Source organism: Singulisphaera sp. GP187 (genome assembly GCF_900129635.1).
In the GTDB taxonomy this organism is placed as follows: Bacteria; Planctomycetota; Planctomycetia; order Isosphaerales; family Isosphaeraceae; genus Singulisphaera.
This window is the reverse complement of sequence record NZ_FSRB01000002.1, coordinates 1114406-1131846: the sequence shown is the minus strand read 5'-3', so window position 1 is coordinate 1131846 and position 17441 is coordinate 1114406. Positions and strand designations below refer to the sequence as shown.

At 63.9% G+C, this 17441-nt stretch carries 12 protein-coding genes; 5 read left to right on the top strand and 7 right to left on the bottom strand.

What is annotated here, in order from left to right; genetic code table 11:
- Positions 1-227 precede the first annotated feature (227 nt).
- Complete coding sequence (locus BUS42_RS28935; RefSeq protein WP_074312846.1) at positions 228-2693, top strand: DUF1549 domain-containing protein; 2466 nt, start codon at positions 228-230, stop codon at positions 2691-2693.
- 172 nt (positions 2694-2865) lie between these two features.
- Here the strand turns inward: BUS42_RS28935 and BUS42_RS28930 are convergent, their stop codons facing one another.
- Positions 2866-3576 (bottom strand): class I SAM-dependent methyltransferase, encoded by a 711-nt coding sequence (locus tag BUS42_RS28930; RefSeq protein WP_074312844.1) that lies wholly within the window; start codon positions 3574-3576, stop codon positions 2866-2868.
- 229 nt (positions 3577-3805) lie between these two features.
- Between BUS42_RS28930 and BUS42_RS28925 the strand changes: the two genes are divergently transcribed.
- Entirely contained in the window at positions 3806-5326 is a 1521-nt protein-coding gene (locus BUS42_RS28925; protein ID WP_074312842.1) for a Mur ligase family protein, read from the top strand.
- A gap of 866 nt (positions 5327-6192) precedes the next feature.
- Here the strand turns inward: BUS42_RS28925 and BUS42_RS28920 are convergent.
- Together BUS42_RS28920 and rsmH are read right to left on the bottom strand one after the other, a co-directional pair.
- On the bottom strand, positions 6193-8244 hold the full coding sequence (locus BUS42_RS28920; RefSeq protein WP_074312840.1) for a LysM peptidoglycan-binding domain-containing protein: 2052 nt from the start codon (positions 8242-8244) through the stop codon (positions 6193-6195).
- Positions 8241-9194 carry a 16S rRNA (cytosine(1402)-N(4))-methyltransferase RsmH gene (gene rsmH / locus BUS42_RS28915; RefSeq protein ID WP_074312838.1) on the bottom strand — a complete coding sequence of 318 codons (954 nt, stop codon included), beginning with the start codon at positions 9192-9194 and terminating at the stop codon, positions 8241-8243. Before rsmH ends, BUS42_RS28920 begins: the two co-directional genes overlap by 4 nt.
- A 766-nt stretch (positions 9195-9960) precedes the next feature.
- Here rsmH and BUS42_RS28905 point away from each other — a divergent pair.
- Positions 9961-10257, top strand: coding sequence for a hypothetical protein (locus BUS42_RS28905; protein ID WP_074312834.1), 297 nt, complete (start codon positions 9961-9963; stop codon positions 10255-10257).
- A gap of 370 nt (positions 10258-10627) precedes the next feature.
- Here BUS42_RS28905 and BUS42_RS28900 read toward each other — a convergent pair whose 3' ends face one another.
- A complete protein-coding gene (locus BUS42_RS28900) occupies positions 10628-11386 on the bottom strand; it encodes a cupin domain-containing protein (RefSeq protein WP_074312832.1) in 759 nt (252 codons plus the stop codon).
- 242 nt (positions 11387-11628) lie between these two features.
- On the opposite strand from BUS42_RS28900, the gene BUS42_RS28895 reads away from it, so the two are divergent.
- Positions 11629-14043, top strand: a complete 2415-nt coding sequence (locus tag BUS42_RS28895; protein ID WP_074312830.1) for a serine/threonine-protein kinase — start codon at positions 11629-11631, stop codon at positions 14041-14043.
- Between the two features lie 148 nt (positions 14044-14191).
- On the opposite strand, the gene lexA is transcribed toward BUS42_RS28895, so the two are convergent.
- Positions 14192-14797, bottom strand: coding sequence for a transcriptional repressor LexA (gene lexA, locus BUS42_RS28890; protein ID WP_074312828.1), 606 nt, complete (start codon positions 14795-14797; stop codon positions 14192-14194).
- Between the two features lie 283 nt (positions 14798-15080).
- Between lexA and BUS42_RS28885 the strand changes: the two genes are divergently transcribed.
- A complete protein-coding gene (locus BUS42_RS28885; protein ID WP_074312826.1) occupies positions 15081-15863 on the top strand; it encodes a PIG-L deacetylase family protein in 783 nt (260 codons plus the stop codon).
- Here the strand turns inward: BUS42_RS28885 and accD are convergent.
- Together accD and BUS42_RS28875 are read right to left on the bottom strand one after the other, a co-directional pair.
- Complete coding sequence (gene accD / locus BUS42_RS28880; protein WP_015246627.1) at positions 15853-16695, bottom strand: acetyl-CoA carboxylase, carboxyltransferase subunit beta; 843 nt, start codon at positions 16693-16695, stop codon at positions 15853-15855. The two genes, BUS42_RS28885 and accD, sit on opposite strands and share 11 nt — an antisense overlap.
- A 152-nt stretch (positions 16696-16847) precedes the next feature.
- Complete coding sequence (locus BUS42_RS28875; RefSeq protein ID WP_074315450.1) at positions 16848-17441, bottom strand: histidine phosphatase family protein; 594 nt, start codon at positions 17439-17441, stop codon at positions 16848-16850.

The window sequence follows — 17441 nt, the reverse complement described above, 5'->3', positions numbered from 1 at the left end:
CCGGAACGCGGCGGGTTGATCCGGCGAGACCGGCCGACCGCTCCTCGAGAAATTGTTTGACTTTGCTTGAAACAACCGTCACTGTTCGAGTATGGTTTGAGAATTACGACGATGACTCGACGAGAGCCTCCGTCAAACCCGCCGCGCTTTCGGCCGGCCGCTGACTGCGGTCCCGAAAGAGCGACTCTCTCGCCTCCGTTTCGAAATTCGACGACGAGGAGCGATCGATGAACGCTCGACGAACCAAGGGGTCATGGGCGCTGGCACTCTCCGCGCTCTTGGTCTGGCAGGCGGATCCGGTCCGTGGGGCCGACGATCCGACCGTGATGATCGGGACTCCGTCCTCAGTCGCGATCGAACCCTCGGGCGCGGTCCTGCGAGGCCGGCGAGCGACGAGCCAGTTGATCGTCACGGCGACCTACGCCAATGGGACGGTGCGCGACCTGACCCGCGCCTTGGAATGGGTCAGCCTCAACCCCGAGATCGCCACCGTGACCCCCAAGGGGCGGGTGGTGCCCGTCAGCGACGGGACGGCCACGATCGCCGCGCGACGCGGAAGCGTCGAAGCCACGATGGTCGTCAACGTTGAGAAGATGGGCCAGCCGGCGCCGGTCAGCTTCCGCCGCGATGTGATGCCGGCACTGAGCCAGGCCGGTTGCAACATGGGAGCCTGCCACGGCACCCCGACCGGCAAGGGGGGGTTCCGGCTCAGCCTCCGCGGCTATCTCCCCGACCAAGATTTTTTCACGCTCACCCGCGAGGCGGCCGGACGGCGGATCAACCCGCTCGCCGCCGCGACCAGCCTGCTCCTCCGTAAGCCGCTCGGCGAGCTGCCCCACGAGGGGGGGCTCCGGCTGATCCGCAACACCAAGGCCTACGAATTCCTCCACGACTGGATCCAGGAGGGGGGGAAGGACGACCCTGCCGCCGTGGCCCCCGTGCGGCTCGAGATCCTGCCGGGGGCGCGCGTCCTCAACGACGTCGCCAAAACCCAGCAGGTCGTCTCCCTGCTCCACATGGCCGACGGCACGGTGCGCGACGTCACCTCGATCGGCTACTACGACTCGTCGAATCCCGAGATCGCCGAAGTGGATGTGGACGGCCACGTCACCTTCAAGTCGCGTGGCGAAGTGGCGATCATCGCCCACTACCTCAACCTGGTCGCCAACGTCCGGCTGACCCACCTGGTCGAGGTCCCCAGCTTCAAGCTGGCCGAAGTTCCCACGGACAACGTGATCGACAAAACGGTCTACTCCAAGCTGAACCGGATGCGGATTAGCCCGTCCGAGCCCTGCACCGACTCGGAGTTCATCCGTCGGGCCTACCTCGACACCATCGGTGTCTTGCCGCGTCCGAACGAAGTCGAGGCGTTCCTGGCCGACCCCGCGCCCAACCGCCGCGCCCAACTGGTCGACCGGTTGCTGGTCCGCCCGGAGTTCTACGACTTCTGGACCTTGAAGTTCGCCGATATCCTCCGGTCGAACGGCCGCCTGATCCAGACCAAGGGGACGTTTGGTTTCAACCGCTGGATCCGCGCGCACCTCGAAAAGAGCACGCCGATGGACCAGTTCGTCCGCGAGTTGCTGACGGCCGACGGCTCGGCCTTCAAGAACCCGCCGGCGAACTACTACCGGATCAGCCGTGACCCGGAAAACCTGACCGAAACGACCGCTCAGCTTTTCCTGGGCGTCCGCATCCAGTGCGCCAAGTGCCACAACCACGTGTTCGAGAAGTGGACCCAGGACGACTACTACGGCTTTGCCGCCTTCTTCGCCCGGGTCCGCCACAAGAAGGGGGCGCTCCCCGAAGATGAAGTCGTCTTCAGCGCCAAGGATGGAGAAGTGCGTCAGCCGAGAACGGGCCAGGTCATGAAGCCGAAGGTGCTCGGCGGCCCCGTACTCGATGACCCGGCGATCACCGATCGTCGGGCGGCGCTCGCCACCTGGCTGACCGGTCCCGCCAATCCGTTCTTCGCCAAGAGCCTGGTCAACCGGGTCTGGTATCACCTGATCGGCCGTGGCATCGTGGAGCCGGTCGATGACTTCCGTGACTCGAACCCGTCCTCGAACGATGAGCTGCTGGACGGCCTGACCGCAGAGTTCGTTCAAGGCAAGTTCGACCTCAAGTCGCTGATTCGGTCGATCCTGGTCAGCCGGACTTACCAGCTCAGCGCTCGTACGAACGAGCTCAATGGCGACGACACGCTCTACTTCTCGCACGCCTTCACCAAGCTCTTGCCCGCCGAGGTTCTCCTCGACGCCATCTCGACGGTCACGTCGACCGTCACCACGTTCGACAACCTGCCCAAGGGTTTCCGCGCGACCCAGATCCCCGATGGCAAGATGGAGAACCCGTTCCTCAAGACGTTCGGCCGCCCCGCCCGCGAGCTGGCCTGCGAATGCGAACGCGAGAGCGACTCGAACCTCTCGCAGGCCTTGCAGCTCATCGGAGGCGCCACCGTCAACGGCAAGCTCCGTGACGATAACGGCCGCATGGCCACCCTCGCCAAGAGCACGAAGACGCCCGAGGAGATCACCAAGGATCTCTACGTGGTCGCCCTCGCTCGCGACCCCAACGCCAGCGAGATGGCCGCGGCCGTCAAGCACCTGAACGCCGCGACCGACCGTCGCCAGGCCGTCGAAGACCTGGGATGGGTCCTGATCAACTCGAAAGAGTTCCTGTTCAGGCATTGATCGGAAAGGCAGGGGGGATCGCGACCGAACCGTGATCCCCGCGCCGACGCCCAGACCAACGTCGAACCCGCGGAGAGCGTGGCAACATTGCCACGCTCTCTTGCGTTTGCGCGGAGCTTGTCCCACCGAGGACCAGGTCCAGGGAGGCCCCCTTGGACCGCGCGGAAGACGGTCAGCCAGCCCGCGAGGTTCCCGAAACCCCTTCGTAAAACGAATTCACGGCGGGCTGGCCCGTGGAGTTCGGCCCGGCCCGGTCGTCGGCTCCCAGGTAGCGGAAGGGGAGATCGATCGACTGCTTCCCCCGGCAACGGAGCAGCCGGCGCCTCGGATCGTACTCCAGCCCCTCCCGCCGCAGCGCAGTCGCGACCCGCCGGCCCGCCGACCCGCCATCGCCCCGCTTCAGGTTCTGAAGATCGAGACTCGCCACGAACAGGCCGTCCTCGGTCAGCCATGAGGAGGCGCGGGCGATCAGCCGCAGCTTGTCGCCGACATAGTGCAGTCCATGGACGCATGTAATCACGTCGAAGTGTCGGTCCGGGCACCAGTCGCTCAGCGACGCTTTCACCAGCCGCAGGCCGAGCAGGTCGGGGTCGGGCCTGAGAAACATCCCGACCAGATCGACACCGACGAGCGTGACCATCCTTCCGAGGCCTTGGTCGTGGACAATCCGGGCGGCCTCGATCAGCGCCTTGCCGCTGCCGCAGCAGAGGTCCAGCCAGGCGGCCGGGCCGCCGCGGGAGGTCCGCTCCTGGAGGATGTCGAGCGGGTTGAAGCCGAGTTCCTTGGCGTAGCCATTGGTGCCAACAAGATTCCGTTCCCGGTTCATTCGACAGTTGGCCACGACCGCCGACCGCTCCAACTCGTCGTCGTCGAGGAGATCCATGGTGTTCCCTGGCTCCGTGGCACAGTACTCGTCCCCGAATCGATCAGCCTCGCGAACGATGCCGATTGGGCCGGTGGAAGGATAACTTGTCTTTATCGTCGACCGCCTGACTCTGGCATTGCCTTTTTTCGAGGTTTGGCCAAAAATGCCGCCGCCTTGGGGCCGAAAGGTGGCGAGGCACTCGGTCCATGACGGGCCGGGTTCATGGCTGGCAAGGAGGCTAGAGCCGATGGCACGCTGGTTTGTGGACCGTCTGCCGCAGCAAGGGATCCCATCGGTCAGCCTGCGACGACTCCTGCCCGAGGCCCAGTTCGTGGGATGCCACGACTGGGAAGTCTCCGGGTGTACGGCAGACAGTCGCCGGCTCGATCCCGGACAGTTATTCGTCGCGGTGCGCGGGGCCCGGCACGATGGGCACTTGTTCGTCGAGCAGGCGCTCGAACGCGGCGCGGCGGGGGTGGTGGTCGAACGGCCTTGCCCGGAGGCGGGCCGACTTCAGGTGATCGTCCCTGACTCCCGCGCCGCCCTGGCCAGGCTCTGCCAGGCCTTGGCGGGCGACCCATCCAAACATCTTTCGATCCTAGGGGTGACCGGGTCCTGCGGGCGCGCTCTGACAAGCCTGTTCATCCGGTCGATCTTCGAGGCGACCGGCGTCCGGTTCGGCCTCATCGGTTCGCTCGGCTGGTCCGACGGAGTGACGACCCGTTCGGTTGCCGATACCTTTCCAGGAGCCGAAGGCCTGGCCTCAATGCTCGCCGCGATGGTCGAACGCGGCTGTGCCGGGGGAGTAATCGAAGTCCCCGCGGTTGCACTCGACCAGCGCAATGTCGATGGTCTGGAGTTCGACACTGCCGTGGTGACCGACCTGGCCTCATTGGCCGGGGCGGATGCTGACGACGGTCTCTCGACCCGTCGCCGCCGCAAGGCACGCCTGTTCCGCAAGGTCGTGGCCGGTGGCACGGCGATCGTCAACGCCGACGACCCGCAGGCCGCGCTCCTTGGAGCCGTCAACCTCGACGCGCGGTTCGTGACCTTCGGGGTCGATCGCCCGGCCGACGTCACCGCGAAGATCGATCGGCTCGACGCGCGGGGATCGCGGTTCTTCCTGCGTGGCTTCGCTCGCGAAGTGGTCGTCGAGTCGCAACTGATTGGCACCGCCCAGATCTCGCAGGCGCTGGCCGCGGCCGCGGTCGCCTGGTCACACGGACTGCCGGTCGAAGCGGTCCTGGCCGGCCTGGAGTCCGCCTCGAAAATTCCAGGGGAACTCGAGCCCATCGTCGAAGGGCAGGGCTTCAGTGTCTGGATCGATCAAGCGCGAACTGGGGCCGAGCTCGAGCGCGCGCTCGGTGCGCTTCGGGCGATCGGCGCCCAGCGGATTCACTGCGTCTTCGGCGCGGAAGGGCTTCACGAACGAAGCGAGCGACTCGGCCTGGCCAAGGCAGCCGAAGCGGGCGCCGACCGCGTGACCCTGACCACCGACAACCCGCGCACCGAGGACATCGATCAGATCATCGACGACTTGCTCGCCGGCTTCCGCCGCCCCGGCCGCGCCCGGGTCGAGCTCGATCGCCGTCGCGCCATTGAAGCCACGCTCGCCGACGCCCAGCCGGGCGACGCGGTCTTGATCGCCGGCAAGGGTGTGCGAACCTTCCAGATCCTCGCCGATCGCGCCCTCCACTTCGACGACAAGGCGGTCGCCACGGATTGGCTCCGCTCCCGCTACCAACTCGTTCGCCGAACCTCCGCCTGACGCCCCCACACCCTGATCCACCATCCCCACACCACCACCCAGTCGGTACCGACCACCCAGCGTAATCACCCCACCCGGGTGATCTCCGCGCGGGAGTCGGTACGGCGAAATCGATTCCATCACACCATCACCAACCTGAGATCAGGGTGCCTTGCATGATCACCCGGTCCCGCTCTCCCCAGCGATGTCCAACAAGAGCAGGAGCGATCCTAAAAATCAAAAAAAGGAATGCACGCGAATTGCAGTCCCAGAGAGGCGACCGTTCATAGCCAGAGGTGCCCCCCTGGTGAATCTTCGTCATATTTCCTTGCGTTGTAGCCCCGAACGGGCGACCGTGAAACCTACAGGGGTTTACCGTCGGATGGCGCACGAATCATGGCGATTTGGACGCACACAGCAAGCATTCTCATGTTCGCTTGTTTAAATTCAGCCCCAACGGGGCGGCCCAAGGAAGCCCAGGGCAACGCCCTGGGGATTCGGCCACGAGTATCAGCAGCCCTGAAAGGGCGACCTAAAGGATTATGGCAGCATGACCTACATCGCAAGACTATCGCTCAGATTAGGCCGCCCTTACAGGGCTCTTGAATGCGGACATGTTAATTCCCCGGGGCGTTGCCCCGGGCTACCTTGGGCCGCCCCGTTGGGGCTGAAACCGGCGAGAGTGTGCCTGCGTTCCTCGACGACAAACCGCTGTAGGACTGGTATGAGCGGTCGCCCCTTCGGATTGACACAAACCGGCTTGTCGAACGCGGTTTCCGTACCTTGCTTTCCTGACCCTCGACAAGCATTCCCCCACCTGGAATTTGAAATGTTCAGGTGAGCGTTTATGTACGGCGAACCACTCATGCGCGCTCAGAACGATCCTCTCACCGCGACGCCCGACCTAATCGGGCGTCTTCGGGCAAGACGAGGATCTGCCCCTCGACCAACTTCGGACGGGGGTTGTCGTTGAGGATGTCGCGGTTCAGGTCGAAGATCTCGTCCGAGCGACGGGGGTCCTTCAACGTTTCCCGTGCGATACTCCGCAACGTCTCGCTCGAGTGGCGAACCTTGTAGCGCGGCCGGGACGCCTGATAGCGTTTCTCGGGAGGAGGATCGAGCTCATCGTTCGATTGCAAACGATTCCGCCGGGTGATCAGTGAGTTGTCGATCGGCAGAATCAGGTCGACCTCCGACGACGACTGCGCCCCCGGGTGAGTCGAGTCGTCTTCCTTCGGCTTGGAGCGCGACGTCTTACGAATCGGTGAACTCGTCCGGGCGGATGAGGACGACGAACCGGCATTCGCCTTTCGGGGCGGCACGATCTCGCGGCGGTCAAGCGCTTCCAGGGGTGGGATCACGATGGTCTGGCCGACGGTAAGCTGGTCGGCAGCGGAGACGGTCCGGCTGTTCGCCTTCCACAAGGCCATGTAGTAGCGACCGGAGTTGTAGTAGTACTTGGAGATCGTCCAAAAGTTCTCGCCGCTCTGGACCACATGCAATTCGGAGGTGAGCAGGTCCTGGCCGCTTTCCTCAGCCTCCGCCTTAGCCGCGACCGCACCTGAACCTGCGGCGGCCATGGAGGCACCAACCGCCGCGGTCGCCGGAGCGAGTTTCGTTCCCAGGTCCTCATCCAGGCTGCGGCCCTTTCCCGCATTCGGGATCGGGATTCCTTCGCCCGGCTTGATTTCGGGCGGGGCGGCGGACACCGCCACCGCCTCGTCACTCGCCGGCGATGGTGCGAAGTTGGGAACGTCCACAGCGGGCCGGACCGCGGCCGATCCGACATCCGTCGGGACCGGCGCAGCGACCTTGGCCGTGGCCGGCGCCTGGTCCGTTCCCAAGGCCGGAGCCGTACTGGGAGGCGGGAGCCCCGGTCCCGGGTCGGCTAATTGTTTCGATGGCACCTCGGCTTGAGCCGGAGGAGCACTCACGTCAGACGCTGGCATGGGAGGAGCGGCCGCTTGGGCTGGAGGAGCACTCGCTTCGGACGCTGGCTTGGGAGGAGCGGCCGCTTGGGCTGGAGGAGCACTCGCTTCGGACGCTGGCATGGGAGGAGCGGCCGCTTGCGGCGGAGCGTTCCCGTCGGGCATTTCTGCGCCGACAGGGGGCGCAAGTTCGGAAGTGCCCCCCTGAGCCGGTTTCGGTGGTTCCGTCTCGCTCGGCGGCAATGAGGGGGATTCGGCCCCCGGGGCCGGCGCCGGGGCCGGGGCGGGCGCGGGTTCCGGAGCGGTCGCAATGTTCTTGTCCGACTCATTCGTCGCCGCGGCGACGGAGGGATCGGCAGGCAGCGGGAATTCCTTATCAGCCTCCTTTCCCGCCCCCAAATCGAGGCCATCGAGGGCCGACTGCGTGGCCGGAGGAGGGAGTGGCGAGGTCGTTTCCGACTCCAAGGCGACCGGACGAATCTCTACATTCCCCGCATCCTGCAGATTCGTATCCGAGCGCGGCGGGCGTGTCCCCTCTGCGACCAAGGAATCGGAATTCGGCTCCATGGGAGCGGGCGGTGTCCCGGGCTCTGTCTTGGGTTCGCTCGGTCCATCCGGTTTCTTGACTCGAGGCTTGGCTTTATCCGGAGCCGAGGCGGATTCAGGCTTCGAACTCGAGGAGTCGGATGACGAAGCCTCTGGCGGAGCCATGGCCATCGGCAGCGGCGGCTTAGTCCCCTTCTTGGAGCCCTTATTCACGAGCAGGACGGAGACCAGGATCAAGAACGAGAGCAACGCCGCAATGCCAAACCGTGTCTCACGCTTCAACTTGGTAAAGCCGAGCTTGCCACGCTGAGCGAACGCAAAGCGGGAGCCCTTCTTCGTCGGGGCATGCTCATGCCCACTGGGCTCGCCTTCGTCCCCTTCGTGTGCTTGTTCGTGTTCGTACGTCGCCTCGAACTCCGATTCGGGAGCGAGCGCCGCGTCGGGAAGATGGTCGTGTTCACTCAACGGTCGCCCCTCCTCTCTTTCGAGCGGCTGTACGACGGCAACGGCGGAACTTCCTGAATGGGACATCGCTCGGCGACCCTCAATTTCGCGCTTCGCGCTCGGGGGTTGACAGCCATCTCCTCAGCCGATGCCGTCACAGGCTTGCGTGTCAGGGCTTTCAAATTCGGGTCATCGCGGAACGCCACTTTCACGCGCCGGTCCTCCAGCGAGTGGAAGCTGATGATGACCGCGCGGCCTCCCGGATGGAGCAAGTCGGGAAGTTGCTCGAGGATCGAATCCAGATGGTCGAGCTCGTCATTGACCCGGATCCGGAGCGCCTGGAAAACCCGGGTGGCCGGGTCGATCGGTCCCCACTTCCCCGGGATGCTCTTGCGCACGATTTCCGCGAGCCGGCCGGTGGTCGTGATCGGCACGATCCGCCGACCTTCCACGATCCGCTTCGCCACCCGCCGGCTGTACCGCTCTTCGCCGTACTCGAAGAACAGGTTGGCCAGTTCCTCTTCTTTCCAGGTGTTCACGATCTCGGCCGCCGTCAACGACGCATTGGGGTCGAAGCGCATGTCGAGCGGGCCGTCGGCCGCAAAGCTGAAACCACGTTCCGCCCAGGCGAGTTGATCCGACGACAGGCCGAGATCGAGGAGGATTCCGTCGACCCCGTCCAGGCCCATTTTGTAGAGGACCTCGGCCAGATCACTGTAAGGCGCCTGCACCAACGAGACCGGCAATCCGCTCGTCGCCTGCCCGGCCAGGGTGAGCATCTCAGGATCGCGATCGAGCCCGATGACCCGGCCGGTCGATCCGACCCGAGTCGCCAGGGCTGCCGCATGCCCGCCGGCGCCCACGGTGCCATCCACCCACACGGCCCCTTCGCGCGGAGGGAGCCACGAGAGGACCTCGTTCAAAAGCACGGACCGATGGACTGGCTTCGGCGAATTGGGATCGAGGGACACAGCGGGCTCGTTGATGGGAAAGACCCGTAAAAATCGATCGGCCGGAACGACACGATCCGAAGCGCCGACTCTAACCTTGTCGGGATTCCTGTCAACCCCGGGCGGCCTGATGAGGGCCACCGGTCCGGAACCCCGTCGCGGGACCTCCTGACCGTGTCAAAACGGAATACCGCCATTCGTTTTATCGGCCAGGCCGGGGAGGTGACTTCACCACCTTTCCGTTTCAGGGCGATCCCGTGGTGCTTCGGCCACCCCTTAATCCCGATGGCAACCACACAAATCGCCAAAAGCGACGATCCAACTGCCCTGAGACGGGCCATCGAGCCAAACTCGGCGGCGCATGAATTGCATGGAACAATCCTGATATTTTGACAATCGGCCCCAGATGATTTTTTCCAGGATCGAGAGGCTTCCATGAAGGACGAGAAGAAGCCCGAACCCACGTTTTCCCCAGATTTTCCTCCTCCCAAGGGGCTTGAGGGAGACACCCATCCTCGCGAAATCCAGAGCGACCGCGAAAGGTTACTGGCAAGTGACGAGGTCGATGAAGCGTCCGAAGAATCGTTCCCCGCGAGCGATTCCCCATCGTTCACCCCGATCACATCCATCGGCCCCCCCTCTCGACCGAAGTCGAAGACATGATACCCTGAAGGACTCCAAGGACGGGCGGACGAGTCTCGGTTGGCCCTTCCCCTTGGTCGGCCATCCCAAATGAGAGACGAATCGGTTTCAGATCAGAGGCTGGGTATCAATCGGAGGGTTGGAGATGGGTGGAGGATGGATTCTTGCTGTCATCGTCGTCGGGTTGATCGTCGCCGCGCTCTGGGCGTTCAGCAAGGGATCTCCGATCGGCGTTTCGGCACGATCAGGGCCGGGCAACAAATCCGCACAAGCCGGTGCCGGCGAGGTTGCGCAACTCCGCAAAAACCTGCGGGTCAAGGCGCTGGGCAATGATGCCCTGGTCGATCGCTTGGTCCAGGCCGAACGCAATCGGATGCCGGGCGCCAGCGAAGCTGCCTGGTACAAGGCTGCGATCGAGAGTTGGGAGCGGGACAACCGCTAATCGGCTCCTGGCCCGACCCGTCGCGGATTCGGTCTTCTCTCGAAGGCCACCCGGTTCACTTGGCGGCTCGTCCTTTGGGACGGGCCGTCGGCGTTTCTACGCTCGAAGAGCCGAACGCAAAACATAAGTCAACTTGCATGCCAATTTTACGAAGACCTGGACAACAGCATTCCCGAGGAAACAAGAATGCGGGCGGGACGCCCGCGGTCCCAGGGAAGGCAATGGCAAAGCAAGAATGCGGGCGGGTCGCCCGCAGTCCCAGGGATGAGAACCGAGACTGCACAAGCGTGACCGCCCGGTACACTCCAATTTCACAGAAAGAAAAATCACATCAACACGTTCAATCTTAATGACAACCACATCCCACGCGTCAGCCGTACATCCGATTGGCTTCCCCATAAGTGATCTTGGGGGCTTTAATCAGTCCTCCCGAGAGCTTCTCGCCGGTGGGATCGACGTACACTCGGTTCGGCTTATTGGGGTTCTCAGGGTTGTAGCCATCCACATGGATGTTAAAGATAAACGCAGGCTCTTTCGAAAGCGCTTGGAACCAGTGAACGTTGTCTTTGTGGTCGGAGACGGTTGAGTATTCGCCGGGGGTGAAGGTGCGATCGACCGTCGGGCGGACGATGTAGTGATCTTTGTGATCTTCCAGGCGGTCGTAATGCCGGCCCCGGAGGCTGCCTTTGAGGACGAGGAACCCGGTGGCCATGTTGTCATGACCGTGCGGAATGACCGAGCGGCCTTGGCTCATCGCGAAAATCTGCCGGCCGTAGACTTGGGTGGTGGAGATGCCCGAGACGTTCTTGAAGTCGACCGGCAGGCTCTTCGCTCCCAGCGCGGGGTAGGTGACGCCGGCCGCGATTCGCTCGAAGTCGAGCGTTTTCAACAAGGAGGGAAGGTCCACCCGCCGGTAGAGCGCCTCGAGCTGGTTCTGGAACTCGAGGTCTTTGACTCGGTGATCGTGAATGTCACGACTGATTGTCTCGAGTTCTTTGAACCAGCGGTCGACAATGGGCTGAGTCTCGGCTCCGAACAGGCGGCGCACCGCCAGCCCTTCGATCAAGGCCAGGGCGGTCAACGCCTGCAAGGCGTGTTGGGTAAACTCGCGGCGAGTTTCGAGAGGCATGGCACGCTCCGGGACTCGAGGGCCGGGAGAAAGGTCGCGATCCCCACTGTAGCGCGTCGAGAAAACGACCGCCAGCCCTCACTCACCTCGGCCTCAGTTTCGAGTCTCCGGCGGGAATGTCAACCGCCGCGATCTCATTCCGGATGGTGGCTCCCCGATGGCGCCTGTGCAAGCTATATTGATAATTAGTCCCGAAGAACGAATCCTCGTTCCGATGCGAATTTTTCCATGGGAGTCCTGCGGTGATCGGAACGACCCTCAACCAGCGATTTTCCCTCGAGAAGGAGTTGGGTCGAGGGGGCATGGGGGCCGTCTATCGGGCGACGGACCAGATCCTCCAGCGCAGCGTCGCCATCAAGGTCTTGAAGGAACAGAGCGGCGATGAAGTGAATCGGCGGATCCGGCTCGAGGCTCAGATCCTCGCGCGGCTGCTCCACGATCACGTCGTTCGGCTCTATGACTTCGGCGAGGCCAACGGGACCTGGTATCTCGTCATGGAGGAGGTCGATGGGACCAGCTACCTGCGACGTTGGCGCAGTATCACCCTGGCGGAGCGGCTGCGGATCCTGGCCCACGTGGCCGATGCGCTCGACTACGCCCACCACCAAGGGGTGATCCACCGCGACATGAAGCCGGGGAACGTGCTGCTGACCGCCACCGACCAGCCCAAGCTGTCCGACTTCGGACTCTCGGTCATGGCCGAACAGTCGGATGAGTCGGGGACGATCCGCGGAACGCCCCAGTACATGAGCCCCGAGCAGGCGAGCGGGCAGCGGCTCGACTACCGGACCGACCTCTATTCGCTGGGGGTGATGCTCTACGAGAACGCCGCGGGCTCGATTCCGTTCACCGGCAAGTCGCTGTCGGTGATCGCTCAGCACGTGAACGCCGTTCCCGAACGGCCTCGAATCCGCAACCCGGCGCTCTCCGAGAGCCTCGAGACGTTGATTCTCCAAATGCTCGCGAAGAAGCCCGACCAGCGCCCCGGCTCGGGTTCGGAGATCGCGCGGCGGCTTCGCGAGGAAATGGAGCGGGAACTCGCGCGCGGCACGGCGGTGACCGTCCAACTTCCCCGGACGGACGGCGAGCGGCCCCAGTCCGACTCGGCGAACGGAACGATCACACTCACCGAAACCAAGCCGGATGCCCTGTCGCCAACACCGGCTCCGGCTCCGGCCGCTGCTGCTGCCGCGCCGCAGCTCTCCTTCGCCGCACCGATGGCCGCGCCTCCTCTGGCCAAGTCGATGCTCGACTCGATCCTGGCCGAGCCGATCATGCTGACGGCCGACGAGCGTTATCTCTGCGGCCACTACCTGGCTTATCTCCTGGGAGGCTCGCGGCGCAAGGGGCTCTTGCTCCGCCGCCCGCTCGACCCACGTAATGCCGACCGTGCGCGGTTGATTCTCGGCATGACCTCGATCATGCTCGCCGGGAACTCGGAGGAGTCGATCGCGAGCGCGGCGAAACTTCTGGATGAGCGCCCCGACGTCCGATCCTCGCTCAGCCCGATCGTCGTCGCCAAGTATCTCTTGAGCCGCAACTCGCCCGCCAAGACGAAGAAGTTCCGCCAGGCCCGCAAGCAGTTGCTCGAAGCCAGCAAATATGCTCGTGAGCATATGACCGACGACAAGGGACGGCTCAACCCCGGGTTGATCCCGGCCGTCCTCAGCGACCTCCAGAAGGTTGCTCCCGAACGGACCGAGGTCGACGACGAGCTCGTCGAACGTTGGAACCGGGTCGCCGAGGTCTGGCGGGACGACGCCAAGTTCCGGACTGCGGTGCTCCGCTATGCGACCCGCAACGCCGCCAACGACCCGGCCAGCCTCGAGCTTTGGCCCGAAGTCGTCTACCCGTTGATCGAACGCGTCCGCTGGCAACGCCAGACCCGCACCAAGGCCGAGGCGATCTGGGACAACGTCTGCGCCCACTTGCTTCATGTGCCCGACGCCGGCGTGCGGCTCGACCGCGCCTTCGAAAAGGCCGTCCCCGCGCGGGTGGTCGAACAACTCGACGCCGAACTCGATTCCTTCGAGGACGACCCCCAACTCGACGCCGACTTCGGCCCGTCCGACTCTCAGGCGTCGAACGCCGATCGCTTGACGGCGCACTCCAAGCACGGATCGATCAACCTCGAAGCGCTTGTGGACGACCCGGGACCGGGCGAGAAGGGAATCGTTGGCCTGGCGAATCCCGACCCCTACCGATTCACGCTCGGCGACCTCGGAAGCCTCTGGCAGGAAGCGATCGCCGCCCTCAGGTCACCCAACAAAAACAAGCCGGCGCACCGCCTGGTCCCGGTCGGCCCCTACCGCCTGGTCGTCATCCCGTCCGTGCGCGGGCGGTCGGCGGGGCAAGTCGCGATTCAAGGGATGCCAAATAAACAGATCGAAATGCTTACCCCGTCGATCCGCATGGGTGGTTCCGGGAGCAAGCCCGTCATCGCCGTCTGGATCTATCGCGACAACAGCTTGGCGGCCGTCTATCTCGACTTCAAGAAAAGCGAGAACTACATCCTCTGGCACGCCCCCAACAGCCAGCAATTCAACTTCGACGACCCGGGCGAACTGAACCACATGCTCTACAACCTGGGCATGGAAATCCCCGATCAACTCGACCGGGTTCTTTCCCGTTGGTTCAAGCCGAAAAAGCCCGTCTAAACGCATCGCTTCGCTCGCCCCAAAAGGCGAGCGGGGAGCGTCAGGAAATCAAACAACGACCCGATCCAGGGCGATTCCTCGCCCTGGATCGGGTCGTTGAAATTGAAAACCGACGCGAGGCCCTTCGTCTTAAGACGTCAAGCCATGCTCAATACTTGCGAACGACGCCAACGAGGATCCCGAGGATTTCGACGTTGTCGCGGAAGATCGGCTTCATCGTCTTGTTGGCCGGTTCAAGGCGCACTCGGTTCCGCTCGCGGAAGAACTTTTTGAGGGTGGCTTCCCCTTCGTCGTCACGAACGGCAACGATCTGGCCGTCACGGGCCTGATCCGCCCGCTTGATGACGACGAAGTCGCCGTCGGCGATGTGTTCCTCGATCATCGAGTTGCCCGACACGCGCAGGGCGAACTTGTCGTCGGCCCCTTCCCATTCGGCGAAGCCGAGTTCCTCATCCTGCTCGATGGCCTCGATCGGCTGACCGGCGGCGATCCGCCCGAGCAGCTTCAAGCCCGAGACGGGGGCCGAGGTCGGGTCGTCGAGCAATTGAATCGCGCGCGACATGTTCGGCTCGCGATGAATCAGGCCCTTCTTCTGAAGGGCCTTGAGGTGGCACATCACCCCGTTGGGACTCTTGATCTGGAACTGAATCCCGATTTCACGGACGGTCGGCCCGTAGCCACGCCCTTGAATTTTGCTGCGGATAAAGTTGTAAATCTCTCGCTGCCGCGACGTCAGCATTTCAAGGTCGGCCATGGGAAGGCTCCGAGGTGGGCAGATCGCTTGTGTCGAGGCCAATGACCGTCCTACGAACGGACGATCACCAACTGACCCTTTGTGGCTAATGTACACAGGTCGTCTAGCGCACGCGAGAACATTTTCCCAAAAAAAGGGGATTCACCGCGCGAAAGACGGTGGCTGAGTTGCGGTAAAATGGTGAGAATGCCTGTTTTTCCGCAGGACTTCGGCCCTCACTGGCGAGGGATCTGGTTTTGCTGGGGACTCCTTTGTTTCGGTTTTCGCACTTTCGGAGATCGCCATGACCGCGCCGATCCGCGTTCTCGCCCTGCATTCCCATCCTGACGACATTGAATTCCAGTGTGCGGGCACGCTGGCACTCCTGCGTGATGCGGGCTGTCACCTCACCCTGGCCACGATGACGCCCGGCGATTGCGGAAGCGCGGAGCATGATGCCGAAGCGATCGCCGCGATCCGCCGCGCCGAGTCCGCGGCGGCGGCCGACTTGCTCGGGGCCGACTGCCTCTGTCTGGAATTCCGCGACCTGGCCATCTTCAACGATGATGAGTCCCGCCGGCGCGTGACCGAGGCCCTGCGGCGAATCCGGCCCGACGTGATCCTGACGGCCCCACCGGCCGACTATCTCTGCGACCACGAGATGACGAGCCTCCTGGTCCGCGACGCCTGCTTCACCGCGCCGATCCCGAACTACGTCACCCGCCAATGGGAGCCGGCCCCCCCGCTCGAGAAGATCCCGCACCTCTACTACGTGGACGCCATCGAAGGCGGGGATCGCGACGGCCGGCTCCAGGCGGCCGGGTTCCACGTCGACGTCACGCGGGTCTTCGCGCTCAAGCGGGAGATGCTCGCCTGCCACGCCAGCCAGCGCAATTGGCTGCTCCGTCAGCATGGCATTGATGAATATCTCGACAGCCAGGCGAAGTGGGGCGCCCGCCGCGGGTCGGAGGTGGGGGTCGAGCAGGCCGAGGCGTTCCGCCAGTACCTCGGGCACGCCTATCCCCACGACAACCTGCTGTTGAAGCTGCTGGGACAAGACGGCCGAGGTGGCGTGGTCAAGGCGTGAAGTAGCCGATCAACTGGGCGAGCATGCTCCGCAGGTCGCGTCGATGCACGATGCGGTCGAGGAAGCCGTGTTCCAGCAGAAACTCGCTCGTCTGGAAGCCGTTCGGGAGCTGGACCCGAACGGTCTGGGCGATCACCTTGGGGCCCGCGAACCCGATCAGGGCCTTCGGCTCGGCCAGAATGATGTCCCCGAGGGAGGCGAAGCTCGCGGCCACCCCTCCCATGGTCGGATTCGTCAGGACACTGATGAACAGGCCGCCCGCCGCGTGGTGCCGGGCCAGGGCGGCCGAGACCTTGGCCATCTGCATCAAGGAGAGAATCCCCTCGTGCATCCGCGCTCCACCCCCCGACCCCGAGACGATCACCAGCGGGAGCTGCTGACGGGTCGCTTCCTCCATCGCACGCGTGAGCTTCTCCCCCACGACCGACCCCATGCTTCCCATGATGAAGCTGCTGTCGGTCAGGCCAAAGACGAGCCGGATCCCCTTGATGAACCCTTGGCCGACGACGGCCGCCTCATTCAGGCCGGTCCGCTCCTGCTCGGCATGGACCCGATCGGGGTAGGGGCGACGGTCGTTGAACCCCAGCGGATCCCCTGGCCGTAAATCCGGAAACCACTCCTCGAACGTGTCGGGGTCAAGCAACTGGGCGATCCGGTCGACCGCCGAGACCACGAAGTGATGGTTGCATTCCGGGCAAACGTTGAGGTTCTCCTCGACCTGCTTGCGGAAGAGCGTGGCCTGGCAGCCATCGCAACGCATCCAGACCCCTTCGGGGACCCGCTTGGGTTCGAAGTGTCCATGCCAGGCATTCACCGTCGGTCGATGTCTCATTGGCCGAGGTCCGTGATTCCTCAAAGCAGAATTTAGGAGCGGGTGGATCGTTAGCAAAAAAAAAAACGAACGAGGGCCGTCGACCCCGCATTGTCCCTCGCGGCTCCATGCCTGTCTGTTCATCGGACAGGAGAACGCCGGAAATCGCTTTTTCAGTGGCCGTTGCGTTCGGAGTCGGGTGAAAACTCGATGCGCTCGAAGCCGCCGGTGGGGACACGGTCCTCGAGTTGGACCCGAGGGTCGCGGCGGAGGTAGCAGGCGATGAGCTGGGCGATCGGCTCTCCGGCGACCAGTCCGATCGACTCGTCATGGTGGCGGCGGATGAGCGGCCGAAGCGCCTGCTTGATCCGCTCCTGGGCATTCTCGATCGTCTCACCCAGAGGGGGGCAGACGGTGACGGGGTCGTCGAGCCATTGGCGGAAGACCTTGAGGTTGCGCCTTTTGATCTCGTCGAACTGAAGCCCTTGCCACAGTCCCTGATCGAGGTTGCGGAGACAGTCGATCCGCTTCGGGCGAAGTCCGAGCGCCTTGCCAACGGTCTCAGCCGTTCGCACGACGCTCTCGCCGGGCCCACAATAAAGCGCCGTGAGCCGGGCAATCCCGGAACAGGGCTCGGCTAATTTTTCGGCGAGCTGAACCACCTCGACGCGGCCTCGATCGCTCAAGGGGATATCAAGGATCCCCTGGACACGATTCTGCTCGTCATAGGCGGTCGCGCCGGGCCGGATCAAAACGACCTGGGTCAT